The following is a 21,193-nucleotide window of genomic DNA, read 5'->3' on the forward strand; positions in this document are numbered from 1 at the left end:
CCATGGAGGTTGCGCCCGGCCGTGCGCCGGCAAAGGAGTGCGCCATGTCGCGTCATCCGCAGTGCAGCGGGCCAGCCCGGCAGCGGGGAGCCATCGGCCTGATGGCGGCCGCCACCCTCAGTCTGGCGCTGGTGTTGATGTTGCTGGTCGTGGACACCGGTCGCCTGTACATGGAACAACGCAAACTGCAGCGTCTGGTGGACACCGCCGCCCTTGAAGCCGTCAGCCGTGGCGGCAACTGTCTGCCGGGCCTCACCGCGGCCAGTTACGCGGGGCAAAGCGCGACCCGCAATGGCTTTGTCGCCGATGCCACCAACGTCCTCGTGATCGATTGCGGACGGTTGGCGACAGCCGCCACCGGCCTTCGCACCTTTACGGTGGACGCGACGCAATCGGAGGCGGTCAAGGTCGCGGTCAACCGAACCGTCACCACCAGTTTTGCCGGTGGTGTGCAGGCGCTGTTCAGTGGTACACCGGTCAGTCTCAACACCGTGCTTTACGCTTCGGCAGTGGCAGCCAAACCCCGGCCAACCGTCGCTCAATTGAACATCCGCAGTAACCTGGCCAGCATCAACACCGCGCAATCGAACATCCTCAACCCGCTGTTTTCCGGACTGCTTGGCGGCAACGTCAACCTGACGGCCCTGGGCTGGGACGGCCTGCTCAACACCGACATCAATCTGCTTAGCTACCTGAATCAACTGGCGATCAACCTCAACGTGGCCGCCGGCAATTACAGCCAGTTGCTCAATACCCAGGCCACGGTGACGCAACTGATCCAGGCCGCGATTACGGCGGTGCAGCTCAACGGTGCAACCGCTGAGGTGATTACCGCGCTGGGTCAGCTGCAAGTGGCGGCGATCAATGCTGCGCCGGTCAAGCTTGGCGACATCCTGCAATTGCAGACCGGCACCACGGCCGCCGGGCTGGATGCCAATCTGCAGTTGCTGCAACTGGTCCAGGGCGTGATTCAGCTGGCCAACAGCAAGAGTGCGGTGGCCGCGACCCTGCCGATCAGCGTGCTGGGGCTGGCGAATGTCACGGTGCGGGTCAAAGTCATCGAGCCGCCGCAGTTTTCCGCTATCGGCGATCCGGCGCTGGCCAAGGCCGATCCCACCGGGCCGAACCGGATCTATGTGCGCACCGCGCAGATACGCACGCTGCTTTCGGTGAATCTGCCGGTGCTGTCCGGGGTGACGGGGTTGACCAATGCGGTACTCGGGCTGGTTGGCACGCTGACACCGACCCTCAATGCACTGTTGGGCCTGAATCTGGTCGCCACACTGAATTCGGTCGGCTGCCTGCTCGGTGCCGGTTGCGAGCAGCTGGATCCGAAACTGCTGCCCTCGCCACAAATCGACATCAGTCTGGATGCCGGCGGTGCCATCAGTTATGTCACCGATTACAGTTGCCCGACCGACAACACCGGGACCAAAAGCCTGACGGCCCACACCATCACTTCGATTGCCGACCTCAAGCTGGGCAAGATCGACCCGACCAACGCCTTCTCATCTGCCGCCCCACCCACCGTCACACCGCTGCCGCTGGTGGATCTGGGCACGGTGACCTGCCACAAGATTCTGGGGATCGGCAGCTGTGACCCGAGCACCCACGTGCCATATGGCGCCGGCGGTATTGCGATCATGGTCAATACCAGCGTGGCACAGAACACCCAGAACCTGGTGTTCTCCAGCGGTAATCCGTTCGCCACCCCGCCCAACCTGAAACTGCCGCCCAGCGTGATTGCCGCCGCCCCCAGCAGCAACATCGTCAACAGCCTGGCAAGCACCCTCGCCGGGATCAATCTGACCGTCTACAAACCCCAGGGCAGCAACCCGCTGGGGGCGGTCGTCACCGGCGTTGCCAGCCTGATCAGTGATGTCACGACGATCCTGCAACCGCTGATCACCAACGTGGTGAGTCCGCTGCTGGATCCGCTGCTCAACAATGTGCTCAAGGGGCTGGGGATCAACCTGATGGATGTCGACGTCGGCGCCAACATGACCTGCGGCCAGACCGGCAAGGCCTATCTGGTGATCTAGTCGTCGGGGGCGATCGGCAGCTCGATGCAGAACCGCGCACCGTCCACCGAGTTGCGCACACTGAGGTGGCCGCCCATGTTCTCGATGATCCCGTAACTCACCGACAACCCCAGGCCGGTGCCGACACCTATCGGTTTGGTGGTGAAGAACGGTTCGAAAATCCGCTCCAGCAGGCGCGGGTCGATACCGCCACCGTTGTCTTCGACCCACAGTCGCACGTTCTGCTCGTCGCGTTCGGCGTAGATCGAAATCCACGGCTTGAATGCCGAGTCGGACTCGCGTTTGCCCAGCAGCGCATCCCGGGCGTTGACCATCAGGTTGATCAACACCTGTTCAAGCTGATCGACGTACCCGCGCACCTGAACTTCGAATGCGATTTCACTGATGCGCAAATCCACGCCTTTGCCGCGCATGCCTTCGGCCAGCATCGACAGCGTGCCTTCGATGGCACTGGCCGGGTTGAAGAGTTGCTGCTCGATCTCGGAACGGCGACCGAACACCCGCATGTGATCCACTACTTTTGCGGCGCGCTGCACCTGGGCGTCGATGCGATTGAGTTTGTCGGTCAGGTAATCGATCTGCGCATCGCCGTTGCTCAGGCGCTTCTGTACGTTGACGATGGCCATGCGCATGACGTTCAGCGGCTGATTGATTTCGTGGGCCAGGCCGGTGGCCATTTCGCCAAGGGTGGCCATTTTTGCGCTTTGCGTGAGCTGCTGTTGAGAGCGGCGCACTTCGGTGTTGTCACGGCCAACGGCTTGTACTTCGATCAGTTTCCCGTGCTCATCGAACACGCCGCGATCCGACCACACCCACCATGCATGTTCGCGCCCCGGTAATTGCAGGTTGATTTCGGCGGTGCTGACGGGAGATTGCGGGGTCAATTGCGCCAGGCGCTCAACGAAGGCCGCGCGCTGAACGTCGGACATCCAGCTGCCCAGATCGACCCCGGCCAGGGCTTCGGGGGCGCATTCCAGATAGGTCGCCAGCGGCCGGTTGCCGAACGTCAGAACCAGATCCGGGCGATAGCGGCAGATCATCGCCGGTGAGTCCTCCACCAGAATCCGGTAGCGTTCCTCACTCTGTCTGACCTGCTCGGCGGCCAGCGTTGCTTCGGTGACGTCCAGCCACAAGCCGACAGCTTCCACCGGCAGGCCGAGGTCGTTGCGCAACAGCCGGGCTTCGTCGAGCAGCCAGTGGTAATCGCCGCGACTGTCGCGCATGCGATAGCGGGCGCGCACCGAGCCTTCGCGCAGCAGTTGCCGGGTTCGCTCGAAATACAGGGCGCGGTCATCCGGGTGAATCCGCTCTGCCAGCCCGCTGACGTCGCAGTCTTCCAGGCTCCAGCCCAGCAGCGGTTGCAGGCTGGCGCTGAAAAACGCCGGCAGCAAAGCGCCTTCGACGTAGTGCTGGACGTAAATCACCGCCGGTGAGCTGGCGATCAGGTTGTCCAGCCGTGCATGGGCGGCAGCGGCCCGTTGCTGCTGGTTCTTGATGTCGCTGATGTCGAGCATGAACCCCGCCAGCCGCCGATGCTCCCCGGTGCCGGTCACCTGCCCCTGAAGGCGATACCAGGCCGGCGCCTGGCTGGCATCTCGAGTCTGCAGGCGCACGCACAGGTCGAGGACTTCCCCGTGCAGTTGCAGGGCTTGCAGGCGGCTGCGGACTTCCTCGCGATCGGCGGGATGGATCAGGCTCTGCCAGGCGTCGAGCGTCAGCGTCGAGCTGTCCTGTTGCAGGATGGCGGCCAGCGTCGGGGCCAGTTGAATCTGCTCGCTGTGGCTGATTTCCCACCAGCCTGTACCGAGCAGCGTCTGCAACGACTCCAGCCGTTCCAGTTGCAGTTGATGCTGTTGTTCGCGCAAGCGACCGAGCAGAGGCCCGGCCAGTGCGCCCGCCAGCATCAGCCAGTCGCGGTCGGTCAGATACGGCGCGGTCTTGTCCACCGCATAAAAACCGCAGAGCAGCCACGCCATCACACCTCGATCATCGCTGTAGGGCACGGCAAAACCTTCGGCATTGCCGAACAGCCCCTGGACCCGCGAGTGTTCGTACTGGCCGTAGTGCTCACCCAGGCGCTGCGGGCCGGTGCCATTGAGGCTGTCGAGCGGCGTACCCAGACGCTGGCCGTCATGCCACAGCGCCGGGGCGTCATGGGCGTGGAATTGCTGATGGATTTGCCAGCCCTGTTCCTGTTCATCGAGCAGGGCGAGCGCCAGGCACGGGATCTGCCAGCGCTGGGCAATCACCTGCAACTGTTCGCTGACGAGTATCGGCAACCGTCCCAGGCTGCAGCTGCGCAACTGCTTGCTGATCTGCTCGGCGAGCATGTGGCATGCCTCGCGCTGATGCGCTTGTCGGCGTTCTGACAACAGGTCGGCAATGTCGATCAGTTGCAGCAGCCAGCCATTGGCCAGCGGCTGGACCCAGCCACGCAGGTGCAAGGTCTGGTCGCCCAGGCCGGGAAAGTCCAGGTCCAGCAGTTGCCCTTGCCAGTCCTGCGGACGACCCTCGATGGCCAGTGTGCTGTGCGCCAGCACGTACTCGTGCAACGGCAACGGTTTGTCACGGGGCGTCTGCTGCGCCAGCAGCAGACGCAACGGGCCGGCCACTTGCAACACGCCAGCTTCGCTGTCGAGGTGGATATGCAGGCCCGTCAGAGGAGTGCCGAGCACGTCCGGCAGATCGCTGGCGACCATGCTTCGCTTGAGCAGGCGGCCGAGCAGGTTGTCACCCGGCGTCAAAATTTCAGGCTCGAAATGGCGGTCAGGTTGGCGGGCAGGCTGGGGACAGCGCCGACGCCCGGCAACACCAGAAACGGGATGACCTGATTGAGTTTGCTCACCGGGTAATTGACGCTGACGGTGAGCGTGCCCTGAGTCGGGTCGTAGACCGTTGACGTATCCGTGCCGACCACCACGTTCAGCGACGACGGCAACACCGACAATTGCTGGGTCAACGCGGCATTCGCGGTGCTGACCAGCACAGTCGAATAATTGGCAACCGTGGGGTCGACCGCCACCGCGCGGCGGATCGCTTCGGCGGTGACCTGGTTGAACGTCTGCATCAGCACGAACGGCAGGCTGTAGCTGATCAGGCCATAAAACACCGCGAAAAAGATCACGAATACCAGGGCGAACTCGATCGCCACCGCACCTTTTTGCGCCTTCCGAGAGCCGGTTTTCATCCGTGCGTCTACCCTGACAGTCACTGCTTAGTATCAGCATAGAATCATTCAGCAAAAACGGACGGTTTTTACCGCATGCAAAGCCTTGTCCTTCTGATCTGGTTGACGGTCTGCGCCGCCCAGGATGCCCGGCAACGAAGGATTGCCAACGTTCTGACGCTGGGCGTCGGGACACTCGCGCTGGTCTATCTGTTGTCTTTCGGTACCACCTGGATGGGGGCCGAAGCCGTGCAGGGCGGCTGGGCCTGTGTCGTGGCGCTGGCATTCACGCTGCCAGGGTATTTCATGGGGCGAATGGGCGCCGGCGATGTAAAACTAATGACAGCTCTTGGCCTTTCGACGGATGGCCTGTCGTTGCTCGGGATATTCATCGGTGCCGGTGCGGCGAGTCTGCTCTGGATGCTGCTGGCGCCAAGAGTCTGGCTGCATATGAGTCAAGGGCTTAGGGCGCGTCTTCGGTATATGGCGCCATCCGTGTCAAAAAAGCTGCCATTTGCACCGTTCGTGCTGATCGGATTCATGCTTGCACTACCCTGGATCCATTAGTCGTCAAGCGCCACTCGTCTTATGTACATAGTCGGAAAGTGCGTCTACCTTCAAAAGTAACGGGTTATTCAGTCAGCGGCTGACAGTGCAGGAATGGTCAGTTTTGGCCTGGGCATGGAGTGGCATGTGAACAAGCTTATATCCGCGGTAAAAGTCATCGTTGTCGATGATCAGCCTCTGATCGTCGAAGAGCTCTGTGAATTTCTCGAGAGCAGCGGCTACCGCTGTGTGCCGTGCGAGTCCAGCAAAGAGGCGATCGAGCGTTTTACGGGCGACACTGCGATCGGTCTGGTGCTGTGCGATCTGCATATGCCGGACATGGACGGCATTCAACTGGTGCAGGAATTACAGCGTTTGTCCGGCAAACACCGGGCGTTCGAAGCCATCATGCTCACCGGTCGCGCCGACAAGCAGGACGTGATCAAGGCCTTGCGCGTCGGGATTGCCGACTACTACCAGAAACCGGTCAATCTGGATGAATTGCTCGAAGGCCTGCAACGGCAGGAAGCGGTGCTGCAGGAGCGGCAGAAAACCCTGCAACTGGGCCATCTGAATCACAAGCTTCAGGAGCTGTCCTCGTCCATCGATGATCTTTATCAGGATCTGGACAAGGTGCGTCGCGGACCGGCGCCCGTCAGTGACGAAGCCACCTGTGAGACCGCTGAACTGGAGATCCCGGCGATCTTCAATCAGCTGTCGCCACGGCAACTGGACGTGGCGCGCCTGGTGGGCAAGGGACAGACCAATTATCAGATTGCCTGTGAGCTGGGTATCACCGAAAACACGGTGAAGCTGTATGTTTCGCAGGTGTTGCGCCTGACCCATATGCATAACCGCACGCAGTTGGCGCTGGCGTTATCGCCGGGCAATTCCGCTTTGCGTCAGCGCGTGACTGCCCACTGAAACGGACTGCCGGGCATTCGTTTCACCCGGCATTCACCCTCGGCTTGGGAAACAGATTGTCCAGGGTCTCCAGCAGCCGCACGTGATAGATCGGCTTGCGGAACAGGTCCAGCACCTGCAACCGCAGCATGTCGCTCACGTCCTCCATGTCCGCATGCCCCGACGTCACGATCACCGGCAGATGCTGACGCGAGGTGTGTTCGCGCAAGCGCTTGATCAGCGACATGCCGCTTTCCTCCGGCATGCGCAGATCGGTGATTACCAGGGCTATATCGGGATGGCGGGTCAGGTGATGCAGGGCGAGTTTGACCGAGGTCGCGGTATGACAGATGAAGCCTTCGCCTTCCAGCAACTCCGCCAGTTCCAGCAACGCGTCCTCTTCGTCGTCAACCAGAAGCAACTGTTGGCGGGCAGAAGAAGACACGTTCATGGGCAGTACCTGAAGGCTGAATGGAAGATCGAGTGTAGCCCGACATCCGCAAGGTGCTGTCGATTACGGGACGGTTGGCCGGGTTTCCGCCGTGCCGCCCAGCGACACCAGAACGTTGTTGAAGATCGCCAGCATACGATCACCCAGCGGAGTGACGAAAGCGACAACCACCACGGCGACCATGGCCACGACGATGGCGTATTCGATGGCCGAAGCCCCGTCTTCACGTTTGTAGAGCAGCAGAGCTCTGGCCATTAAATAATCAACGATCATTCGCAACATATGCCCACTCCTTTGCGCTCCTGGCGCCGATGTAACAGCAGCGGCAAAGCGTTCGCCGTGCCATTTGAGCATTGTCAACAAACCCCCACCCAACAACTGTAAGAACGGATTAGTCATAAAGTATGAGTCGCTCCTTCATTCCCTGTATTTCGACTGCTGATTGGCCAACACCCATACTTTCGTGGGTAATTTGCCTGTCAGTAATGGCGTTTTGGCTTATTTCAGCTAGCGTGGAAATAGCGAAATAGTTGGATGTTCATAGCTGCCTGATTGCGAAGTTCCCTAGGTAGGAAGTGCGGGCTGGTAGTGCAGCAGGGAAGGGAGAGCCGTCATGAACAGTCGTGTGACCATGGGCCTTGCAGCGGTGCTTTTACTGGGAGCCATCGTTGTCGGATATTGGGGCCTGGTGCTCAGCCGGCATCCCGCTCCGGTTGCCGAGGCTCCCGCACCGACCGTGGTCACGGTCGAAAAAACCGTCGCTGCCGCCGAAGACCAGACCCGCCAGCCCGTTGTGGTGCTGGTGCGAGACGTCCCGCCCTTCACCCCCCTCACTGCCGCCGATCTGGCCGTTGAAAAACTGCTCAGCGCCCCCGCCGGCAGCCTCGGCACAATCGAACAGGCTGTGGGCCGCACACCGTGGCGCCATCTGAGTGCCGGCACCTGGCTCAACGAAGAAAGCTTTGAAGCCGGCGGCACACTGGCGCGCATGATCCACAGTGACGAGCGCGCACTGGCGGTGTCGGTCGATGAAGTGATCGGCGCGGCCGGGCAGTTGATCCCCGGGGATTACGTCGACGTGCTGTTGTTCCTGCGCCAGGACGCCAGCAACCCGCAGCAGTCGGCACAGATTGTGGTGCCGGCCATGCGTGTGCTCGGTGTCGGCGAACAGTACGGCCTGACCAACGACGGCCAGCCGTCCGCTCCTGCAATGAGTGCCGACGACAAGATCAAACAGGACCAGCGCCGGCTCACCGCGCGCACCGTGGTGCTGGCGGTGCCGGAACAATTGTTGAGTCGAATGATGCTCGCCACCCAGGTCGGGACGTTGCGCCTGGCCGTGCGCAGCAGCGAAGAACAGCGCCTGGCCAGGTATTGGGCCGGCGAACGTCAGGCGCCGGACAAACTGGTGGCCGCCAACAGCCAGCTTTTCCAGTTCACTCAACTGGCGCTGGGGACAGCGCCGAAGGCCGCCGCCGGTGGCGAACACGGCGGTTCGGTTCGGTCCGCGGTGGAAGTGATTCGCGGCAATCAGACCCCCCAAAACCCATGATTGAGCAAGGATCCAAGTGCATGCAGAGTCGTTCCTGGCCGATCTTCAATCCCGTGCTCCGGGCCTTGCTGGTGATGGGACTGTCAATCAATGCCGCGCACGCGGCCACTGGCAACTGCGCGGCCCTCGGACGCTTGCCTGCGGTGATCGAGATCAACGAAGGCTGGCAGCAGGACATGCAATCACCGGTGGCGATTACGCGCCTGGCCATTGGCGATCCGAAAATCGCCGACGTGCATGCCAATGGCAACTCATCGTTCCTGCTCACCGCCGTGGCGCCGGGCGCCACCAGTCTGATGGTCTGGACCGGCTGCTCCAGTGAACCCCGCCAGAGCATGGTGTTCGTCAAGGGCGCCGCGACCTCGGCCCTCACCAACACCGGTGCGCTGCCGTCGGATGATGCGCTGCTGCCCTCCCAGGTGCAGACGGATATTCGCTTCGTCGAAGTCAGCCGCACCAAGCTCAAACAGGCCTCGGCTTCGCTGATCGGCACCCGCGGCAATTTCCTTTTCGGCTCGCCCGGAACACTGCCGCCCATCGACGGCGTCCCGCAGCCGCGGTTGCCGGTGGACAACTCGCTGTTCAACTTCTCGTGGATCGGCGGCAAGACCATGGCGATCATCAATGCCTTGGAGGGCAGCGGCTTCGCCTACACCCTGGCGCGGCCGAGCCTGGTGGCCCTCAACGGGCAGAGCGCCAGCTTCCTCGCAGGCGGGCAGATTCCGATTCCGGTGCCCAGCTCCGGCAGCGACAACGTGTCGATCGAATACAAGGAGTTCGGCATCCGCCTGACCCTGACGCCCACCATCATCAGCCACGATCGCATCGCCCTGAAAGTGGCGCCGGAGGTCAGCGAACTGGATTTCAGCAACGCGGTGAACATCGCCGGCACCACTGTGCCGGCCCTGACCATCCGCCGCACCGACACCAGCATATCCTTGGCCGATGGTGAGAGTTTCGTCATCAGCGGTTTGATCAGCACCTCCAACAGTTCCCAGGTCGACAAGTTTCCAGGGCTGGGCGATATCCCGGTGCTCGGGGCTTTTTTCAAAAGCTCGCAGATCAAACGCGAAGAGCGTGAGCTGCTGATGATTGTGACCCCGCACCTGGTGCGTCCGCTCTCGGCGGAGGCACAACTGCCATCGTTGCCGGGTGAAAAACTGCGCAACTACGACCCGAATTTCTACCGCATGTTTTTCCTGGAAAACGGAAACTTCGACAAGCGCAGCGGGTTGTCCCAATGAGCCAGAACCTGAGTCAGACCTTTCTCGCCATCACCCGCAACAGCACCGATCTGGAGTGGCTGCAAAGCGCACTTGCGCCGCTGGGCCAGGTGGTCAGTGCCGGTGGCGGCAGTCTCGACGAATTGCTCGCACTGGTGGACGTCACCTTCGCCAGCCTGGTGTTCGTCGGCCTTGACCGGGAACACGTGGTAGCCCAGAGCGCGCTGATCGAAGGTGCGCTGGAGGCCAAGCCGATGTTGGCGATCGTTGCCCTCGGCGACGGTATGGACAACCAGCTGGTGCTCAATGCCATGCGCGCCGGGGCGAGGGATTTCGTCGCCTATGGTTCGCGCTCCAGCGAAGTGGCCGGGCTGGTGCGCCGCTTGAGCAAGCGCCTGCCGCCGGTGACCCACAACGCGCAACTGGGTGCCCTGACGGCGTTGTACGGCGTACAGAGCAGTTCCGACGGCGCACTGCTGGCCAACCATATGGCACTGGTGGTGCAAAAAAGCGGGCAGCAAACTCTGCTGCTGGATCTCGGGCTGCCCCGTGGCGACAGCCTGGCGTTGCTGGGACTGGAGAGTTCGTTCCACTTCGGCGACGCCTTGCGCCACCTGCGCAGGATCGACGCCACGCTGATCGACAGTGCGTTCACCAGCGCCGAAGCGGGGCTGCGGATTCTGGCGTACGCCGACAATGACGAACCACTGGAAAACACCAGCGCCGCCGAGCTGTTCATGTTGCTCAGCACCTTGCGCCAGCATTTCCAGCATATCGTCGTGAACCTCACAGGCCAGCCTGACAGCGAGGCCCTGCGTACCTTTGTCAGCCATTGCGACAAGCTGATCTGGTACACCGACCAGAACGTGCTCGATTGCCGGCGCAACCTGGCGCTATTCAACCTGTGGCGGGAAAAAGGCATGAAGCTCGATCACGGTCGGCTGCTGGTCGACCGCTATCTGAGCCATGTCGCGCCGGATGCGGACACCCTCGGCAAGACCTTCAACCTGGAAGTGATCGCGGTGCTGGCCTTGAGTCCGGAGCTGCGCATGAACGCCAAGAATCAGGGGGTCAGCCTGTTTGAACTGGCGCCCCGAGAGAAACTCACCCAGAGCCTGCGGGTGCTCGGCGAACGGCTGGCCAAACGCTCCGAAGGGCTGGCCAAACCCAAGGTCTCCTGGTTCGACCGGTTGCGAGGCACCTCATGAGCCCGGAAAAACTTTTCGGTGCGCCGGCGAGTGGCCAATCGGGCAACGCCGATCACGAAGGCCTGAAGCTGGTCCTGCATCGCTACATCATCGATGCCATCGAGGAATCCGGGAAAAACCTGCTGGAAGGTTCACGGCAGTTGCTGGCGCAATTCGTCACCGACAAGGTCGCCGAATACATCGCCCGTCTGCACCTGGCGATTTCCCGTTACGAGATGGAGCGGCTGGGCGAAGAAATCGTCGATGAGCTGACCGGGTTCGGCCCGCTGGAAGTGTTGCTGCGCGATACCGCCGTGACCGAAATCCTGGTCAACGGCCCGCACCGGGTGTTCGTCGAGCGTGACGGCGTACTGCATCAGAGTGACCTGCGCTTTATCGATGCGCACCACGTCGAACGGGTCATGCAGCGCATTCTCGCACCGCTCGGTCGGCGACTGGACGAATCTTCGCCAATGGTTGATGCACGCCTGCCCGATGGCAGCCGGGTCAACGCGATCATCCCGCCGATCGCCCTCGACGGCCCCTGTCTGTCGATTCGGAAATTCCGCAAGGACATGCTCAAGAGCAGCGACCTGATCGCCATGCAGACCATCGACCTGCCGATTTTCGAGTGCTTTCAGGAGGCCGTCGGCAAGCGCTGCAACATCCTGATCAGCGGCGGCACGGGCACCGGCAAGACCACGTTGCTGAACATCCTCAGCCAGTTGATCAACCCACACGAACGGCTGGTGACCATCGAAGACGTCGCCGAACTGCAGCTCGGGCATCCCCACGTGGTGCGTCTGGAAACCCGGCCGCCGAATGCCGAGGGCCATGGCGAAGTCAAGGCCAGCGACCTGATTCGCAATGCCCTGCGGATGCGTCCGGACCGGATCATTCTCGGCGAAATCCGTGGCGTCGAAGTGCTCGACGTGCTCACGGCGATGAACACCGGTCACGACGGCTCGATGAGCACCGTGCACGCCAACAATGCCCAGGATGCGTTGCTGCGTCTGGAAACCCTGGTCGGCCTGACCGGGCGCACCGTGGCCGAACGCACCCTGCGGCAGATGATCTGCGCAGCGCTCGACGTGATCATTCAATTGACCCGCATGCCCGACGGCCGCCGCTGTGTCAGTGAGGTGGTGGAAGTGGTCGGCGTGCGCGAAGACGTCTACGTGACCAATACTCTGTTCCGTCTGGATCGACGTACCGGTTTCGGCTTCCTGCGCGAAGCCGTCAATCCGGCCGGCGACAAGTTGCGGCACGAGTCGAGTCTGGGCTGAGCGCATGGAGGCTTCGTCATGATCGCACCGGTGATCCTGATTGTCCTTTGCCTGTTGCTGTTGGGATTGTCGATTCGCCTGTTCCTGCAGGGCGTGCGCAAGACTGCCAACGAACGGGTGCTCTCTCGCCTCGCCGCCGGGCAACCGCAAGCAACGGCCGAAAAAACCTCGTGGACCGGGCTGGAGCGGATGTTCCTGCGGGCAGGCCTTGGCCGGCCGAGCGAGCGATTCGGGCTTTGGCTGTCGTTGTGGGGCGTGGGCATGATGCTCGGTTATCTGCTGGCCGACTGGATCGGCCTGTTGCTGCTGATACTGGCGCCGCCGCTGATTCTGCGGTTGTACATCGCCTGGCTGTACCGGCGTCGGCTCAAGCGGATGATCGAACAGTTACCGCAGTTGCTCGACCACACCGTGCGCAGCCTCAAGTCCGGCCGGACCCTGAGCGATGCAGTGATGGGCGGCATCGAAACCAGTGAGGATCCGTTGAAAACCGCGATGGGCCGGGTGCAGCGCAACGTCCAGTTGGGGGTGAACCTGCCGGACGCGGTCAGCGATTTCGCCGAGCTCTACGAGCAGGACGAACTGCGCATGTTCGCTCTGGGCCTGAAGGTCAACCATCGCTACGGCGGCAACGCCAGCGAGCTGCTGGAGAACCTGATCAAACTGATTCGCGAACGCGACCAGGGTGCCCGCCAACTGCGTGCCCTGACCGGCGAAACACGGATGACCGCGTGGGTACTCGGATCGTTGCCGGTGATTCTGGTCAGTTACTTCATGCTGACCAATCCCGGCTACATGCTCGGCATGTGGAACGACTCGGGCGGTCGGACCATGCTGATTGTCGCGGTGGTGCTGCAGGTCTCCGGTTGCCTGGCGCTGTGGCGCATGTTGAGGAGTGTCTGACATGCTGATGCTGGCCAGTCTCATGCTGTTGCTCGGGGCGCTGTTGCTGGTCGGCAATCACCTGCTGACCGAGCGGCGGCGGGTGCGTCAGGTCAATCAGCGTCTGCAGGGGCAGCTGGTGCGCGAGAACCGCTTTGGCAACTGGCTGCGGGCGCTGGGCAGCAGCCGGTTCGGCCAGCGCTCGGTGAGCATCGACAGCGAAACCCAGACCCTGCTCAGTCGTCTCGGCTGGCGTCGGGCCAGCGAGCGTTCGCTGTTTGCCGCCTGCCAGATCGGTACGCCGCTGCTGACACTGGGGCTGGGCCTGTTTCTGAAGGAGGTGTTTTTCCCCCTCGCACCCAACGGCTGGCTGGTACCGATGATCGCCACCGGCGTCGGCTATCTGCTGCCCAAACGCCTGCTGGCGTATGCCGCTGCCCGCCGGCAGAAAATCATTGCGGTGGAAGTGTCGACGTTCATTCCCCTGCTGCGGATCCTGTTCGAGTCCGGCATGGCCGTCGAGCAGGCTTTGCGTGTGCTCAGTATCGAGGGGCAAAAACTGCTGCCGGAACTGACCAGCGAATTGCGCCTGATTCTGGCCCGTGTCGATTCGGGCCTGGAACTCGGCCAGGAACTGAACAAGGCCGCGGCGATGCTGGCGGTGGATGAATTCACCGACACGTGCGTGATCCTGCAACAACTGATTCAGCAGGGCGGCGGCGCGATGAAGTCGCTGCTGACGCTCAAGCAACTGCTGGATGACCGACGCCTGACACGCTTGCAGGAATACATCTCGAAGATGTCGGCGAAGATGTCGGTGGTCATGATGCTGCTGCTGTTTCCGGCCTTGCTGATCGTTTTGGCGGGCCCTGGTTTTACCGCGATCACCCGGGCATTTGCGTCCTGACAATGACAATGACAATGGCGATGGAGAGCGATTGATGAAAGCACTGATGGTCGTGGCAAGTCTGTTGCTGCTTGGCGGTTGCGCAACGGACGGTCAGGCGCCGTGGACGACAATGCTGGCGCCGGCCAGCTGCAGCAAGTTGAGTTCCGAACAGGAGCTGTCGCTGAACCTGGCCGATGACCTGGTCAACGACGGCAAGCTGCACGCCAGCCTGGCCAACCTGCAGAGTTTGCCCGACCACCTCGTCGAGGTGCGTCTGCGCAAGGCCAAGGTCTATCGCCTGCTGGGACGCAGTGAAGCCGAGCCGTTGTATCGCAGCCTGCTCGGTACCTGCCTGAACGCCGACGCCGAACATGGCCTGGGCCAGTTGTACGCCGCCCGTGGCGACAACGGCCAGGCGCAGGCCCACCTGCAGCGGGCGGCGCGGCTGGCGCCGACCAATGAAAACATCCGCAATGACTTGGGCGTGGTGTACCTCAATCAGTTGCGGCTCGAAGACGCTCGCTTCGAGTTCCTGACGGCCATCGAGCTGAAACAGAACAATCAATTGGCGACGCTGAATCTGGTCACCCTGCTGCTCTACCAGAATAACTGGCAGCAAGCCGCCGAAGTGGTCAGCCGGGCGCATCTGACCCCGGAGCAGTTCACCGATGCCCAGGAGCGCGCGGAGAAACTCAAGTCGCCGGTCAGGGCCAGACCCGTTGCGGGCAATCAGGTCGCGGTCGCGGTTGACGCGCAACCGGCGACGATCAAGTGAGCCTCAAGGAGGTGCCATGAATACGTTCAAGACCCTGTGCTGCCTGAGCCTGCTGACTCTGCCGCTCGGTGCCCTGGCCATCGACGCCGGCCCGGCCTCGGCCCAGCAGCAGGAAACCGAAGGCTGGCTGTTGCTGCAAAGCCGCAACAAGGCCGCGTCTCCCGATCCGCAGGCGGCCACGGCCACCGAGCGTGAGCTGGCGATGCAGCGCTGGCTGAAGAAGTACAAGTACGAAATCCCCGATTTCTACGACCCGGATGTCGGCGGCAAGATCGAGACGAATGACTAGCTCGTCGCAGGCAACCGGGGATGCCTGCGACGATGGCTTACAGCTGATAACTGAAACTGATGCTGTAACGCGGCCGGCGATTGAAGGTATCCAGCGCTTCATCCGACATCGCCTTGGCGGCTTCCAGGGCGATGTTGTAGTACTTCGCATCGCCAAATCTGAGGCCGACCGCCGCCGATGACAGGTTGTTGGCCTGCACCGGCAATTCATTGAACCAGCTGCGCGAGCGGTCGAGCACGAAGTACGGTTGCAGGATGCGCACCCAGTTGCCGTCGCGGTTGAAGCTGTAGTTGATTTCGTAAGCCACGCCCCAGCCCTTGTCGCCGGATGCCTGATCGTCGGGATAACCGCGACCGAAATTCTGCCCGCCGAACACCGCGCGCTCGCTGTCGGGCAGGGTGTCGTCGCTCCAGTACAACGCGGCTGACAGTACGCCTTGCCAGTTGTCGAGGAACTTGTCGCTTTGCACTCCCGACAGACGCACCCGGAAAAAATCCAGGTCGATGGCGCTGTTGTTGGTGTGCGCACCCAGGCTGTCGAAGCCCTGATACACGCCGCCACTGAGAATGCGCAGTTGCCGGGCATCGACCTTGCGCCAGTCGCTTTCGAAGGCGAGGGCGCGGATGTCGGTGCGTTCTTCGACGCTCAGCGGGTAGCCAATTACCTTGTAGCGGGTCTTGTCGTTGACCGCGTACAGGCGCGATCCGGCGGTCAGCAATTCATCCGAGGCGGCAATCAGCGGCAGGCTGAAGCCGAGCGAGTAACGATCGTTTTCGCGGTGTGGCTTGAGTTCCAGACCGTTGTTCAGCCGCACATTGGTGCCGGGATCTGCGCGATAGCGTGAGGCCGACAGGCTCAGTTGCGCACCCTCGTCGTTGATGAACTGGTTGTAGTCCAGCCGGTAGTAACGCTCGTGGTCATCCCCCGGTGGAATCAGGCCGCTGAGGCTCAGTTGTTCGCCCATCGAGGTTTGTGAATTGCTGCTGACACCGAGCAAAGCCTGGGTGCCGTTGCGGTTGTCTTCGGTGGCGCTCAGGGTGCTGGTGAACGGTTTGCGGCTGGCCTGGGCAATCAGCGTGGTGGCGCCGTCGGTGGTGCCGGGCGGCGGCACCTGGGCCTGGATCGTGACGCCGGGAATGCGGGTCATCAGTGTGGTGTAGCGTTCGAAGGTCTTGCGTGTGAGAGGGCGCTCGGCCTGGAGCTTGGCGGCCAGTCGCTCGAGCAGGGCCTTGACCCGCCCGACGTCGCCCGCGATCTGCACGTCCCGCACGTAGCCTTCGACCAGCACGACGCGCGCCACGCCGTCGTCGAAGTTCTGTTGTGGCAGGAAGGCGTAGGACAGCAGATAACCGTCCTGCTGGTAGCGACGGGTGATGTTGCGGGTGGCTTCGATCAGATCGGCGAGGCTGCTCTGGCGGCCGATCAGGGGTTTATAGATCTCTGCCAGGTCGTTCAGCGGGTAGAGCGTGCCGCCTTCGATCTGCACGGTCCTGAGGTTGATCTTTGTACTCATCAGCAACGGCTGGGCGGCCGTGGCGCCGGGATCCGGCACTTGCAGCGGCGCGGCGTTGGGCCGGTAGGCGTCGGCGGGCAGGTTCGGCACCGGCAGGTTGCGGATGGTTTCGTTGCTGTTGAGAAAGCTGGGCAGGGTGTCGGCGACGGCTGTGGAACTGAGACTGAGAAACAGCAGGGATGCCATAACGCGCATAGGACACTCCATGTTCAAACCCCAGTGGGTGTTCTCCTAAGAAAAAAAGCGGAAGACTCGTGGGAATCTTCCGCCCTCAACCAAGCGTAGGCGCTGTAGGTTCGGCCGTCGAATCGGCCAGGTGCAATTCAGCGTTTGTTGCCGCCCAGGGCGCCGGTCAGACCGCCGAGGACACCACCCAGTCCGCCGCCAGTTCCGGTGGCGGTGCCACCGTTGACCAGTCCGCCGACTGCAGTGACCGTGTTGCCCACCGTGGTGACGGTGTTGCCGACCGCCGTCACGACCGGGTTGCTGTTGGTGCTGGCAATCGTGTTGCCGAGACTGCCGACGGCACCGCCGACCTGGCCGGTGAGGCCGGCGACCGGAGTACCGAGCCCGGTGGCGGCACCGACATTCTGGGTCAGGCTGGTGACCGCCGTGGTGACTGGCGCAAGCCCGGCACCCACGTTGTTGCCCAGGGTTGCCAGTGGAGTGGTCGGGCTGGTGATCGGCGAGCCCGAACCGCCGAGCACGGTATTGAGCGAGGCCACGGTATTGCCCGCCGCGGCCAGCACGCCGCCGGGTGCGGCGAGGGTGCCATTGCCGCTGCTCAAGCCGGCGCCGACGTTGACCACGGCGCCGCCAACGGTTTGCAACAAGCCATTGCTGCCCAGACCGCCACCGACGCCCGTTCCCGAACCGGTGCCGTTGTCGACCAGCCCGCCGGACTTGCCGACAGCGGTGCCGACATTGCTCAGGGCGCCGCCGACGGTGTTGGTCAGTGCGTTGCCTTTGCCCGCAACGGTCACCTTGTCACCCACACCATCAACCGTGCTGCCGACTTTCTGAATCAAACCGTTCAACGGATCGCCCAGCCCCGTGGCGCTGCCGAGTTTGTCCGTGGTGCTTTCAACCATGGCAATCACCGGCACCAGTTTGTTGCCCACCTCTTTGGTGACCGAGCCGAGCGGGCCGGTGGTGGTGGCGGTGCTGAGGGTGTCGCCGAGCATGGTGACCCGTTCACCGACACCGTCGAGCACTGGGGCGACCTTGGTTACCACACCGCCGACCACGGGAACGCTGCCCGTGGCAGTGGCCAGCTTGCCGCTCAGGTCGGACACGCCGTTACCCACATCCTGTACCACGCCGCCGACTGCCGAAGCGGTGACGCCCAGGCCGTTGTCAGTGGTTGTCAGTTTGCCGATGCCGTCGGCCACGCCGTCACCCAGCGTGGTCACTACGTTGCCGGCAGTCCGGGCCGCGCTTTGCACCACACCGCCAACGACCGGCACGCCGCTCAGGGAGTCACCGACCTGGCCGACGCCGTCGCCGACGCCGCTGACGGTATTGCCGACGTCCTGCACCAGGGTGGTGGTAACCAGAGGTGTCGGAGTGCCCGGATTGGTGGGGTTGGTGGGATCTGTCGGGTCGGTGGGATTGGTCGGGTTGGTTGGATCCGTCGTCCCTCCCGTTCCGCCAGTGCCACCGGTACCGCCAGTGCCCGCGGTGTCTCCTGTTCCACCCGTACCGCCAGTACCCGCAGTCGAGCTGTCGGGGGAGGAACTGCCGGAGCTGCTGTGATGACCACCGCCGCCACTGCTGCAACCGGTCAGACCGAGGGAGAGAATGAGGGCCAGTGCCGTCGCCGATTTGCACCACGCCGCTTGAACTTTCATCTGAGTTTTCATGAGCGTTATTCCTTGCACCTGTCACAACGTTTGTTGTTTTCGATGGCCCGCCGATTCTGTTGCCGGCAGTGCCTTCGTCCGTTGTGCTCATATCAGTCGCAAGGCCGGATCCATGCCATTCTCAAGTTGGTATTAACGCCTTTATGCAGGTGGCTGCCGGTGCCGCCTAACGACTAATACCGAGGATATAGGCGCGCAAAAAAAAGCCTTGAAAATCAAGGCTGGGTTTTGACGCGGGAGGCGTGTGCGGCGCGGAAAAACTTTAGTGATATATACACAATTGAACAGGTTATCCCGGCCTCGATGTCAGGCTACCGGCTGCCAATTGCCCACCATGTGCTCCAGATCCCCGGCGCCGATCAGGCGTAACTCACCGCTGGAACCGGCGGCGCTGGCGAACAGGTTTACCTCGCTCGGCAGGCGCACCGGTTTGCGAAAGTGCACGGTGACCTCAAGGTTGGCCTTGGGCAGATGATCCGCCAGCGCCGCCAGCGTGCGGGCCTTGTTCCACAAACCGTGGGCGATGGCTGTAGGGAAACCGAACAACTTGGCGCTGGCGGCACTCAGGTGGATCGGGTTGTAGTCGCCGGAGACTTTCGCGTACTGCCGGCCGATGTCCGCCGGCGCCTTCCATTGCGCGACCTGCGCCAGAGGCAGCGACGGCTCCCAGCTCTGTTCGAGCGGTTCGCCTTCAAGTTTCACGCCGCGACAGAGCATCCGGCTTTCGGCTTCCCACAACGGGCCGAGTTGATCGTCGAGGGTGGTCAGCAGGTCGAAGGTCGCGCCTTTGGGATGGGGTTGCAGGTTATGCACCCGGACACTGACTTGCGCGCGACTGATCCCGCCCATCGGCCGCCATACGCGGATGCGATTGCTCAGATGAATCAGCCCCAGCAGCGGGAACGGAAAGTCTTTGGCCGTCAGCAACTGCATCTGCAGGGCGAACGCCAGGATATGCGGATAGGTCGGCGGCAGCAGGCCGTCATCGGCGAAACCGCAGACCTTGCGATAGGCCGCCAGCCGTTTGCCCTCCACCTCGACGGCGCAACGCAAGCCGCTGGTGGGCAAGGTGGTGCCGGTGATTTTGCGTCGGGTGGCCGCCCGGGCATACAACCCCGGCAGGCTCGGTTCGCGGTGCAGCGTTTTCCATTCGATGGTCATGTTCAGGCCCCCAGAACACTTTGGCCGCACACCCGCAGCGCTTGCCCGGTGAACGCGCCGGTGCCCGGTTGTGCCAGCCAGGCCACGGCTTCGGCGACGTCTTGCGGCAGGCCGCCCTGGCCCAGCGAACTCATGCGACGCCCGGCTTCACGCAGGCCGAAGGGGATGTGCGCGGTCATCTGGGTCTCGATGAAACCCGGCGCCACGGCGTTGATGCTGATGCCGCGTTCCAGCAGGGTCGGCGCCCAGGCCTGGGCCAGTCCGATCAGCCCGGCCTTGCTCGCCGCATAGTTGGTCTGCCCGCGATTGCCGGCGATGCCGCTGATCGATGCCAGCAGGATCACCCGGGCGTTATCGCGCAGGGTGCCGCTGTCGAGCAGGGCCTTGGTCAGCACTTGCGGCGCGTTGAGGTTGACCGCCAGCACGGCGTCCCAGAATTCCGGGGTCATGTTGGCCAGGGTCTTGTCGCGGGTGATGCCGGCGTTGTGCACCAGAATGTCGAGGCCGTCCGGCAGTTGTTCGATCAATTGCGCGGCCGCGTCTTCGGCGCAGATGTCGAGGGTGATGGCGCGCCCGCCGAGGCGAGCGGCCAGGGCTTCGAGATCGGTTTTCGCGGGCGGCACATCGAGCAGGATCACCTCGGCACCGTCCCGGGCCAGGGTTTCGGCGATGGAGGCGCCGATGCCTCGCGCCGCACCGGTGACCAGCGCCTTGCGTCCGGCCAATGGGCGCGTCCAGTCGGTGACTTGAGTGGCGCAGGCCGTCAGCCGGATCACCTGCCCAGAGACGAACGCACTTTTTGGCGACAGGAAAAACCGCAGCGGCCCTTCGAGCTGATCCTCGGCACCTTCGCCGACGTAGATCAGCTGCAGCGTGCCGCCGCTGCGCAGTTCCTTGGCCAGCGAGCGAGAAAAACCTTCAAGTGCGCGCTGTGCACTGGCGGCGAATGGTTCGCCCCGGGTTTCCGGGGCGCGGCCGAGGATCACCAGATGCGCGCTGCCGTCGAGGTTCTTCATCAGCGGCTGGAAGAACTCGCGCAGTTGCTTGAGCTGGTCGGTGTGCTGCAGATCGCTGGCGTCGAACACCACGGCCTTGAGTTTCGGGCCATGGCCGGGAATCCATTGGGTGGCACTCGCCGGCTGGTCGCCGTAGCGATAAATGGCATCGGTCAGCCGGTTGGCGAATGCACTGACCCGTTCGGCCAGCGGCCCGCCGCCGATCAGCAGTGCACCCTCTACCGGCCGCAGGCGCCCGGCCTGCCAGCGTTCCAGCCGCACCGGCGACGGCAGGCCCAGGGCCCCGACCAGACGGTGGCCGATGGACGAGTTGGCGAAGTCGATATAGCGGTCAGACATGGAACGCTCTCCAGAAGATGGGGTTCAAAGTGTGGACTGCGAAGGGCAATCAATCGTTCGATCCACGCAATAAGGCCTACGCTAGAACAGCAGAGTAGTTTGCCCTCGGCG

At 62.7% G+C, this 21,193-nt stretch carries 19 protein-coding genes; 11 read left to right on the plus strand and 8 right to left on the minus strand.

Annotation, left to right across the window (positions count from 1 at the left end; translation table 11 throughout):
• The first annotated feature begins 44 nt into the window (after window positions 1-44).
• The gene (locus ACKJSM_RS06825) at window positions 45-2,042 is read left to right on the plus strand and encodes a pilus assembly protein TadG-related protein (RefSeq protein ID WP_410237043.1); all 1,998 of its coding nucleotides are present in this window, start codon (window positions 45-47) and stop codon (window positions 2,040-2,042) included.
• Here the strand turns inward: ACKJSM_RS06825 and ACKJSM_RS06830 are convergent.
• Together ACKJSM_RS06830 and ACKJSM_RS06835 are read right to left on the minus strand one after the other, a co-directional pair.
• Window positions 2,039-4,786, minus strand: coding sequence for an ATP-binding protein (locus ACKJSM_RS06830; RefSeq protein ID WP_410237044.1), 2,748 nt, complete (start codon window positions 4,784-4,786; stop codon window positions 2,039-2,041). The genes ACKJSM_RS06825 and ACKJSM_RS06830 overlap by 4 nt on opposite strands.
• The gene (locus tag ACKJSM_RS06835; protein ID WP_410237045.1) at window positions 4,783-5,229 is read right to left on the minus strand and encodes a TadE/TadG family type IV pilus assembly protein; all 447 of its coding nucleotides are present in this window, start codon (window positions 5,227-5,229) and stop codon (window positions 4,783-4,785) included. The genes ACKJSM_RS06830 and ACKJSM_RS06835 overlap by 4 nt, the downstream gene beginning before the upstream one ends.
• Before the next feature lie 75 nt (window positions 5,230-5,304).
• Between ACKJSM_RS06835 and ACKJSM_RS06840 the strand changes: the two genes are divergently transcribed.
• Both ACKJSM_RS06840 and ACKJSM_RS06845 read left to right on the plus strand, forming a co-directional pair.
• Window positions 5,305-5,775, plus strand: a complete 471-nt coding sequence (locus tag ACKJSM_RS06840) for a prepilin peptidase (protein WP_236182393.1) — start codon at window positions 5,305-5,307, stop codon at window positions 5,773-5,775.
• A 126-nt stretch (window positions 5,776-5,901) separates the two neighbouring features.
• Complete coding sequence (locus ACKJSM_RS06845; RefSeq protein ID WP_410237046.1) at window positions 5,902-6,678, plus strand: response regulator transcription factor; 777 nt, start codon at window positions 5,902-5,904, stop codon at window positions 6,676-6,678.
• Between the two features lie 22 nt (window positions 6,679-6,700).
• On the opposite strand, the gene ACKJSM_RS06850 is transcribed toward ACKJSM_RS06845, so the two are convergent.
• A complete protein-coding gene (locus ACKJSM_RS06850; RefSeq protein WP_236182395.1) occupies window positions 6,701-7,108 on the minus strand; it encodes a response regulator in 408 nt (135 codons plus the stop codon).
• A 63-nt stretch (window positions 7,109-7,171) separates the two neighbouring features.
• A complete protein-coding gene (locus tag ACKJSM_RS06855) occupies window positions 7,172-7,381 on the minus strand; it encodes a Flp family type IVb pilin (protein WP_410237071.1) in 210 nt (69 codons plus the stop codon).
• A gap of 340 nt (window positions 7,382-7,721) precedes the next feature.
• Here ACKJSM_RS06855 and cpaB point away from each other — a divergent pair, with 340 nt between their 5' ends.
• From cpaB to ACKJSM_RS06895, 8 genes are read left to right on the plus strand one after another with little or no spacing between them, the layout of a single operon-like run.
• Window positions 7,722-8,660, plus strand: coding sequence for a Flp pilus assembly protein CpaB (cpaB, locus tag ACKJSM_RS06860; RefSeq protein ID WP_410237047.1), 939 nt, complete (start codon window positions 7,722-7,724; stop codon window positions 8,658-8,660).
• A gap of 20 nt (window positions 8,661-8,680) precedes the next feature.
• Window positions 8,681-9,904: a type II and III secretion system protein family protein gene (locus ACKJSM_RS06865; protein ID WP_236182398.1), complete on the plus strand. Its 1,224-nt coding sequence runs from the start codon at window positions 8,681-8,683 to the stop codon at window positions 9,902-9,904.
• Window positions 9,901-11,091 carry a pilus assembly protein gene (locus ACKJSM_RS06870; protein WP_236182399.1) on the plus strand — a complete coding sequence of 397 codons (1,191 nt, stop codon included), beginning with the start codon at window positions 9,901-9,903 and terminating at the stop codon, window positions 11,089-11,091. Before ACKJSM_RS06865 ends, ACKJSM_RS06870 begins: the two co-directional genes overlap by 4 nt.
• Window positions 11,088-12,356, plus strand: coding sequence for a CpaF family protein (locus ACKJSM_RS06875; RefSeq protein WP_236182400.1), 1,269 nt, complete (start codon window positions 11,088-11,090; stop codon window positions 12,354-12,356). Before ACKJSM_RS06870 ends, ACKJSM_RS06875 begins: the two co-directional genes overlap by 4 nt.
• A gap of 18 nt (window positions 12,357-12,374) precedes the next feature.
• On the plus strand, window positions 12,375-13,259 hold the full coding sequence (locus ACKJSM_RS06880) for a type II secretion system F family protein (RefSeq protein ID WP_410237048.1): 885 nt from the start codon (window positions 12,375-12,377) through the stop codon (window positions 13,257-13,259).
• A gap of 1 nt (window position 13,260) precedes the next feature.
• Complete coding sequence (locus tag ACKJSM_RS06885) at window positions 13,261-14,145, plus strand: type II secretion system F family protein (RefSeq protein WP_207984920.1); 885 nt, start codon at window positions 13,261-13,263, stop codon at window positions 14,143-14,145.
• A gap of 34 nt (window positions 14,146-14,179) precedes the next feature.
• Window positions 14,180-14,902: a tetratricopeptide repeat protein gene (locus ACKJSM_RS06890; protein ID WP_236182403.1), complete on the plus strand. Its 723-nt coding sequence runs from the start codon at window positions 14,180-14,182 to the stop codon at window positions 14,900-14,902.
• A gap of 16 nt (window positions 14,903-14,918) precedes the next feature.
• On the plus strand, window positions 14,919-15,191 hold the full coding sequence (locus ACKJSM_RS06895) for a DUF3613 domain-containing protein (RefSeq protein WP_236182404.1): 273 nt from the start codon (window positions 14,919-14,921) through the stop codon (window positions 15,189-15,191).
• A gap of 37 nt (window positions 15,192-15,228) precedes the next feature.
• Here the strand turns inward: ACKJSM_RS06895 and ACKJSM_RS06900 are convergent, their stop codons facing one another.
• The 4 genes from ACKJSM_RS06900 to ACKJSM_RS06915 form a co-directional block, all read right to left on the minus strand.
• Complete coding sequence (locus ACKJSM_RS06900) at window positions 15,229-16,899, minus strand: ShlB/FhaC/HecB family hemolysin secretion/activation protein (protein WP_410237049.1); 1,671 nt, start codon at window positions 16,897-16,899, stop codon at window positions 15,229-15,231.
• A 128-nt stretch (window positions 16,900-17,027) separates the two neighbouring features.
• Entirely contained in the window at window positions 17,028-18,566 is a 1,539-nt protein-coding gene (locus tag ACKJSM_RS06905; protein ID WP_410237050.1) for a collagen-like triple helix repeat-containing protein, read from the minus strand.
• A gap of 306 nt (window positions 18,567-18,872) precedes the next feature.
• On the minus strand, window positions 18,873-19,727 hold the full coding sequence (locus ACKJSM_RS06910) for a MaoC family dehydratase (protein WP_410237051.1): 855 nt from the start codon (window positions 19,725-19,727) through the stop codon (window positions 18,873-18,875).
• Window positions 19,728-19,729: 2 nt separating this feature from the next.
• A complete protein-coding gene (locus ACKJSM_RS06915; protein WP_410237052.1) occupies window positions 19,730-21,082 on the minus strand; it encodes a 3-oxoacyl-ACP reductase in 1,353 nt (450 codons plus the stop codon).
• Window positions 21,083-21,193 lie beyond the last annotated feature (111 nt).

Origin of the sequence: Pseudomonas sp. PHC1 (assembly GCF_046487845.1) — a bacterium.
GTDB lineage: Bacteria > Pseudomonadota > Gammaproteobacteria > Pseudomonadales > Pseudomonadaceae > Aquipseudomonas > Aquipseudomonas sputi.

Coding starts and splice junctions, on each gene's coding strand:
- ACKJSM_RS06895 (WP_236182404.1), top strand. CDS start 14,919: ATGAATACGTTCAAGACCCTGTGCTGCCTGAGCCTGCTGACTCTGCCG.
- ACKJSM_RS06850 (WP_236182395.1), bottom strand. CDS start 7,108: ATGAACGTGTCTTCTTCTGCCCGCCAACAGTTGCTTCTGGTTGACGAC.
- ACKJSM_RS06885 (WP_207984920.1), top strand. CDS start 13,261: ATGCTGATGCTGGCCAGTCTCATGCTGTTGCTCGGGGCGCTGTTGCTG.
- ACKJSM_RS06875 (WP_236182400.1), top strand. CDS start 11,088: ATGAGCCCGGAAAAACTTTTCGGTGCGCCGGCGAGTGGCCAATCGGGC.
- ACKJSM_RS06870 (WP_236182399.1), top strand. CDS start 9,901: ATGAGCCAGAACCTGAGTCAGACCTTTCTCGCCATCACCCGCAACAGC.
- ACKJSM_RS06910 (WP_410237051.1), bottom strand. CDS start 19,727: ATGACCATCGAATGGAAAACGCTGCACCGCGAACCGAGCCTGCCGGGG.
- ACKJSM_RS06825 (WP_410237043.1), top strand. CDS start 45: ATGTCGCGTCATCCGCAGTGCAGCGGGCCAGCCCGGCAGCGGGGAGCC.
- ACKJSM_RS06890 (WP_236182403.1), top strand. CDS start 14,180: ATGAAAGCACTGATGGTCGTGGCAAGTCTGTTGCTGCTTGGCGGTTGC.
- ACKJSM_RS06880 (WP_410237048.1), top strand. CDS start 12,375: ATGATCGCACCGGTGATCCTGATTGTCCTTTGCCTGTTGCTGTTGGGA.
- ACKJSM_RS06905 (WP_410237050.1), bottom strand. CDS start 18,566: ATGAAAACTCAGATGAAAGTTCAAGCGGCGTGGTGCAAATCGGCGACG.
- ACKJSM_RS06900 (WP_410237049.1), bottom strand. CDS start 16,899: ATGCGCGTTATGGCATCCCTGCTGTTTCTCAGTCTCAGTTCCACAGCC.
- ACKJSM_RS06840 (WP_236182393.1), top strand. CDS start 5,305: ATGCAAAGCCTTGTCCTTCTGATCTGGTTGACGGTCTGCGCCGCCCAG.
- ACKJSM_RS06865 (WP_236182398.1), top strand. CDS start 8,681: ATGCAGAGTCGTTCCTGGCCGATCTTCAATCCCGTGCTCCGGGCCTTG.
- cpaB (WP_410237047.1), top strand. CDS start 7,722: ATGAACAGTCGTGTGACCATGGGCCTTGCAGCGGTGCTTTTACTGGGA.
- ACKJSM_RS06835 (WP_410237045.1), bottom strand. CDS start 5,229: ATGAAAACCGGCTCTCGGAAGGCGCAAAAAGGTGCGGTGGCGATCGAG.
- ACKJSM_RS06855 (WP_410237071.1), bottom strand. CDS start 7,381: ATGATCGTTGATTATTTAATGGCCAGAGCTCTGCTGCTCTACAAACGT.
- ACKJSM_RS06915 (WP_410237052.1), bottom strand. CDS start 21,082: ATGTCTGACCGCTATATCGACTTCGCCAACTCGTCCATCGGCCACCGT.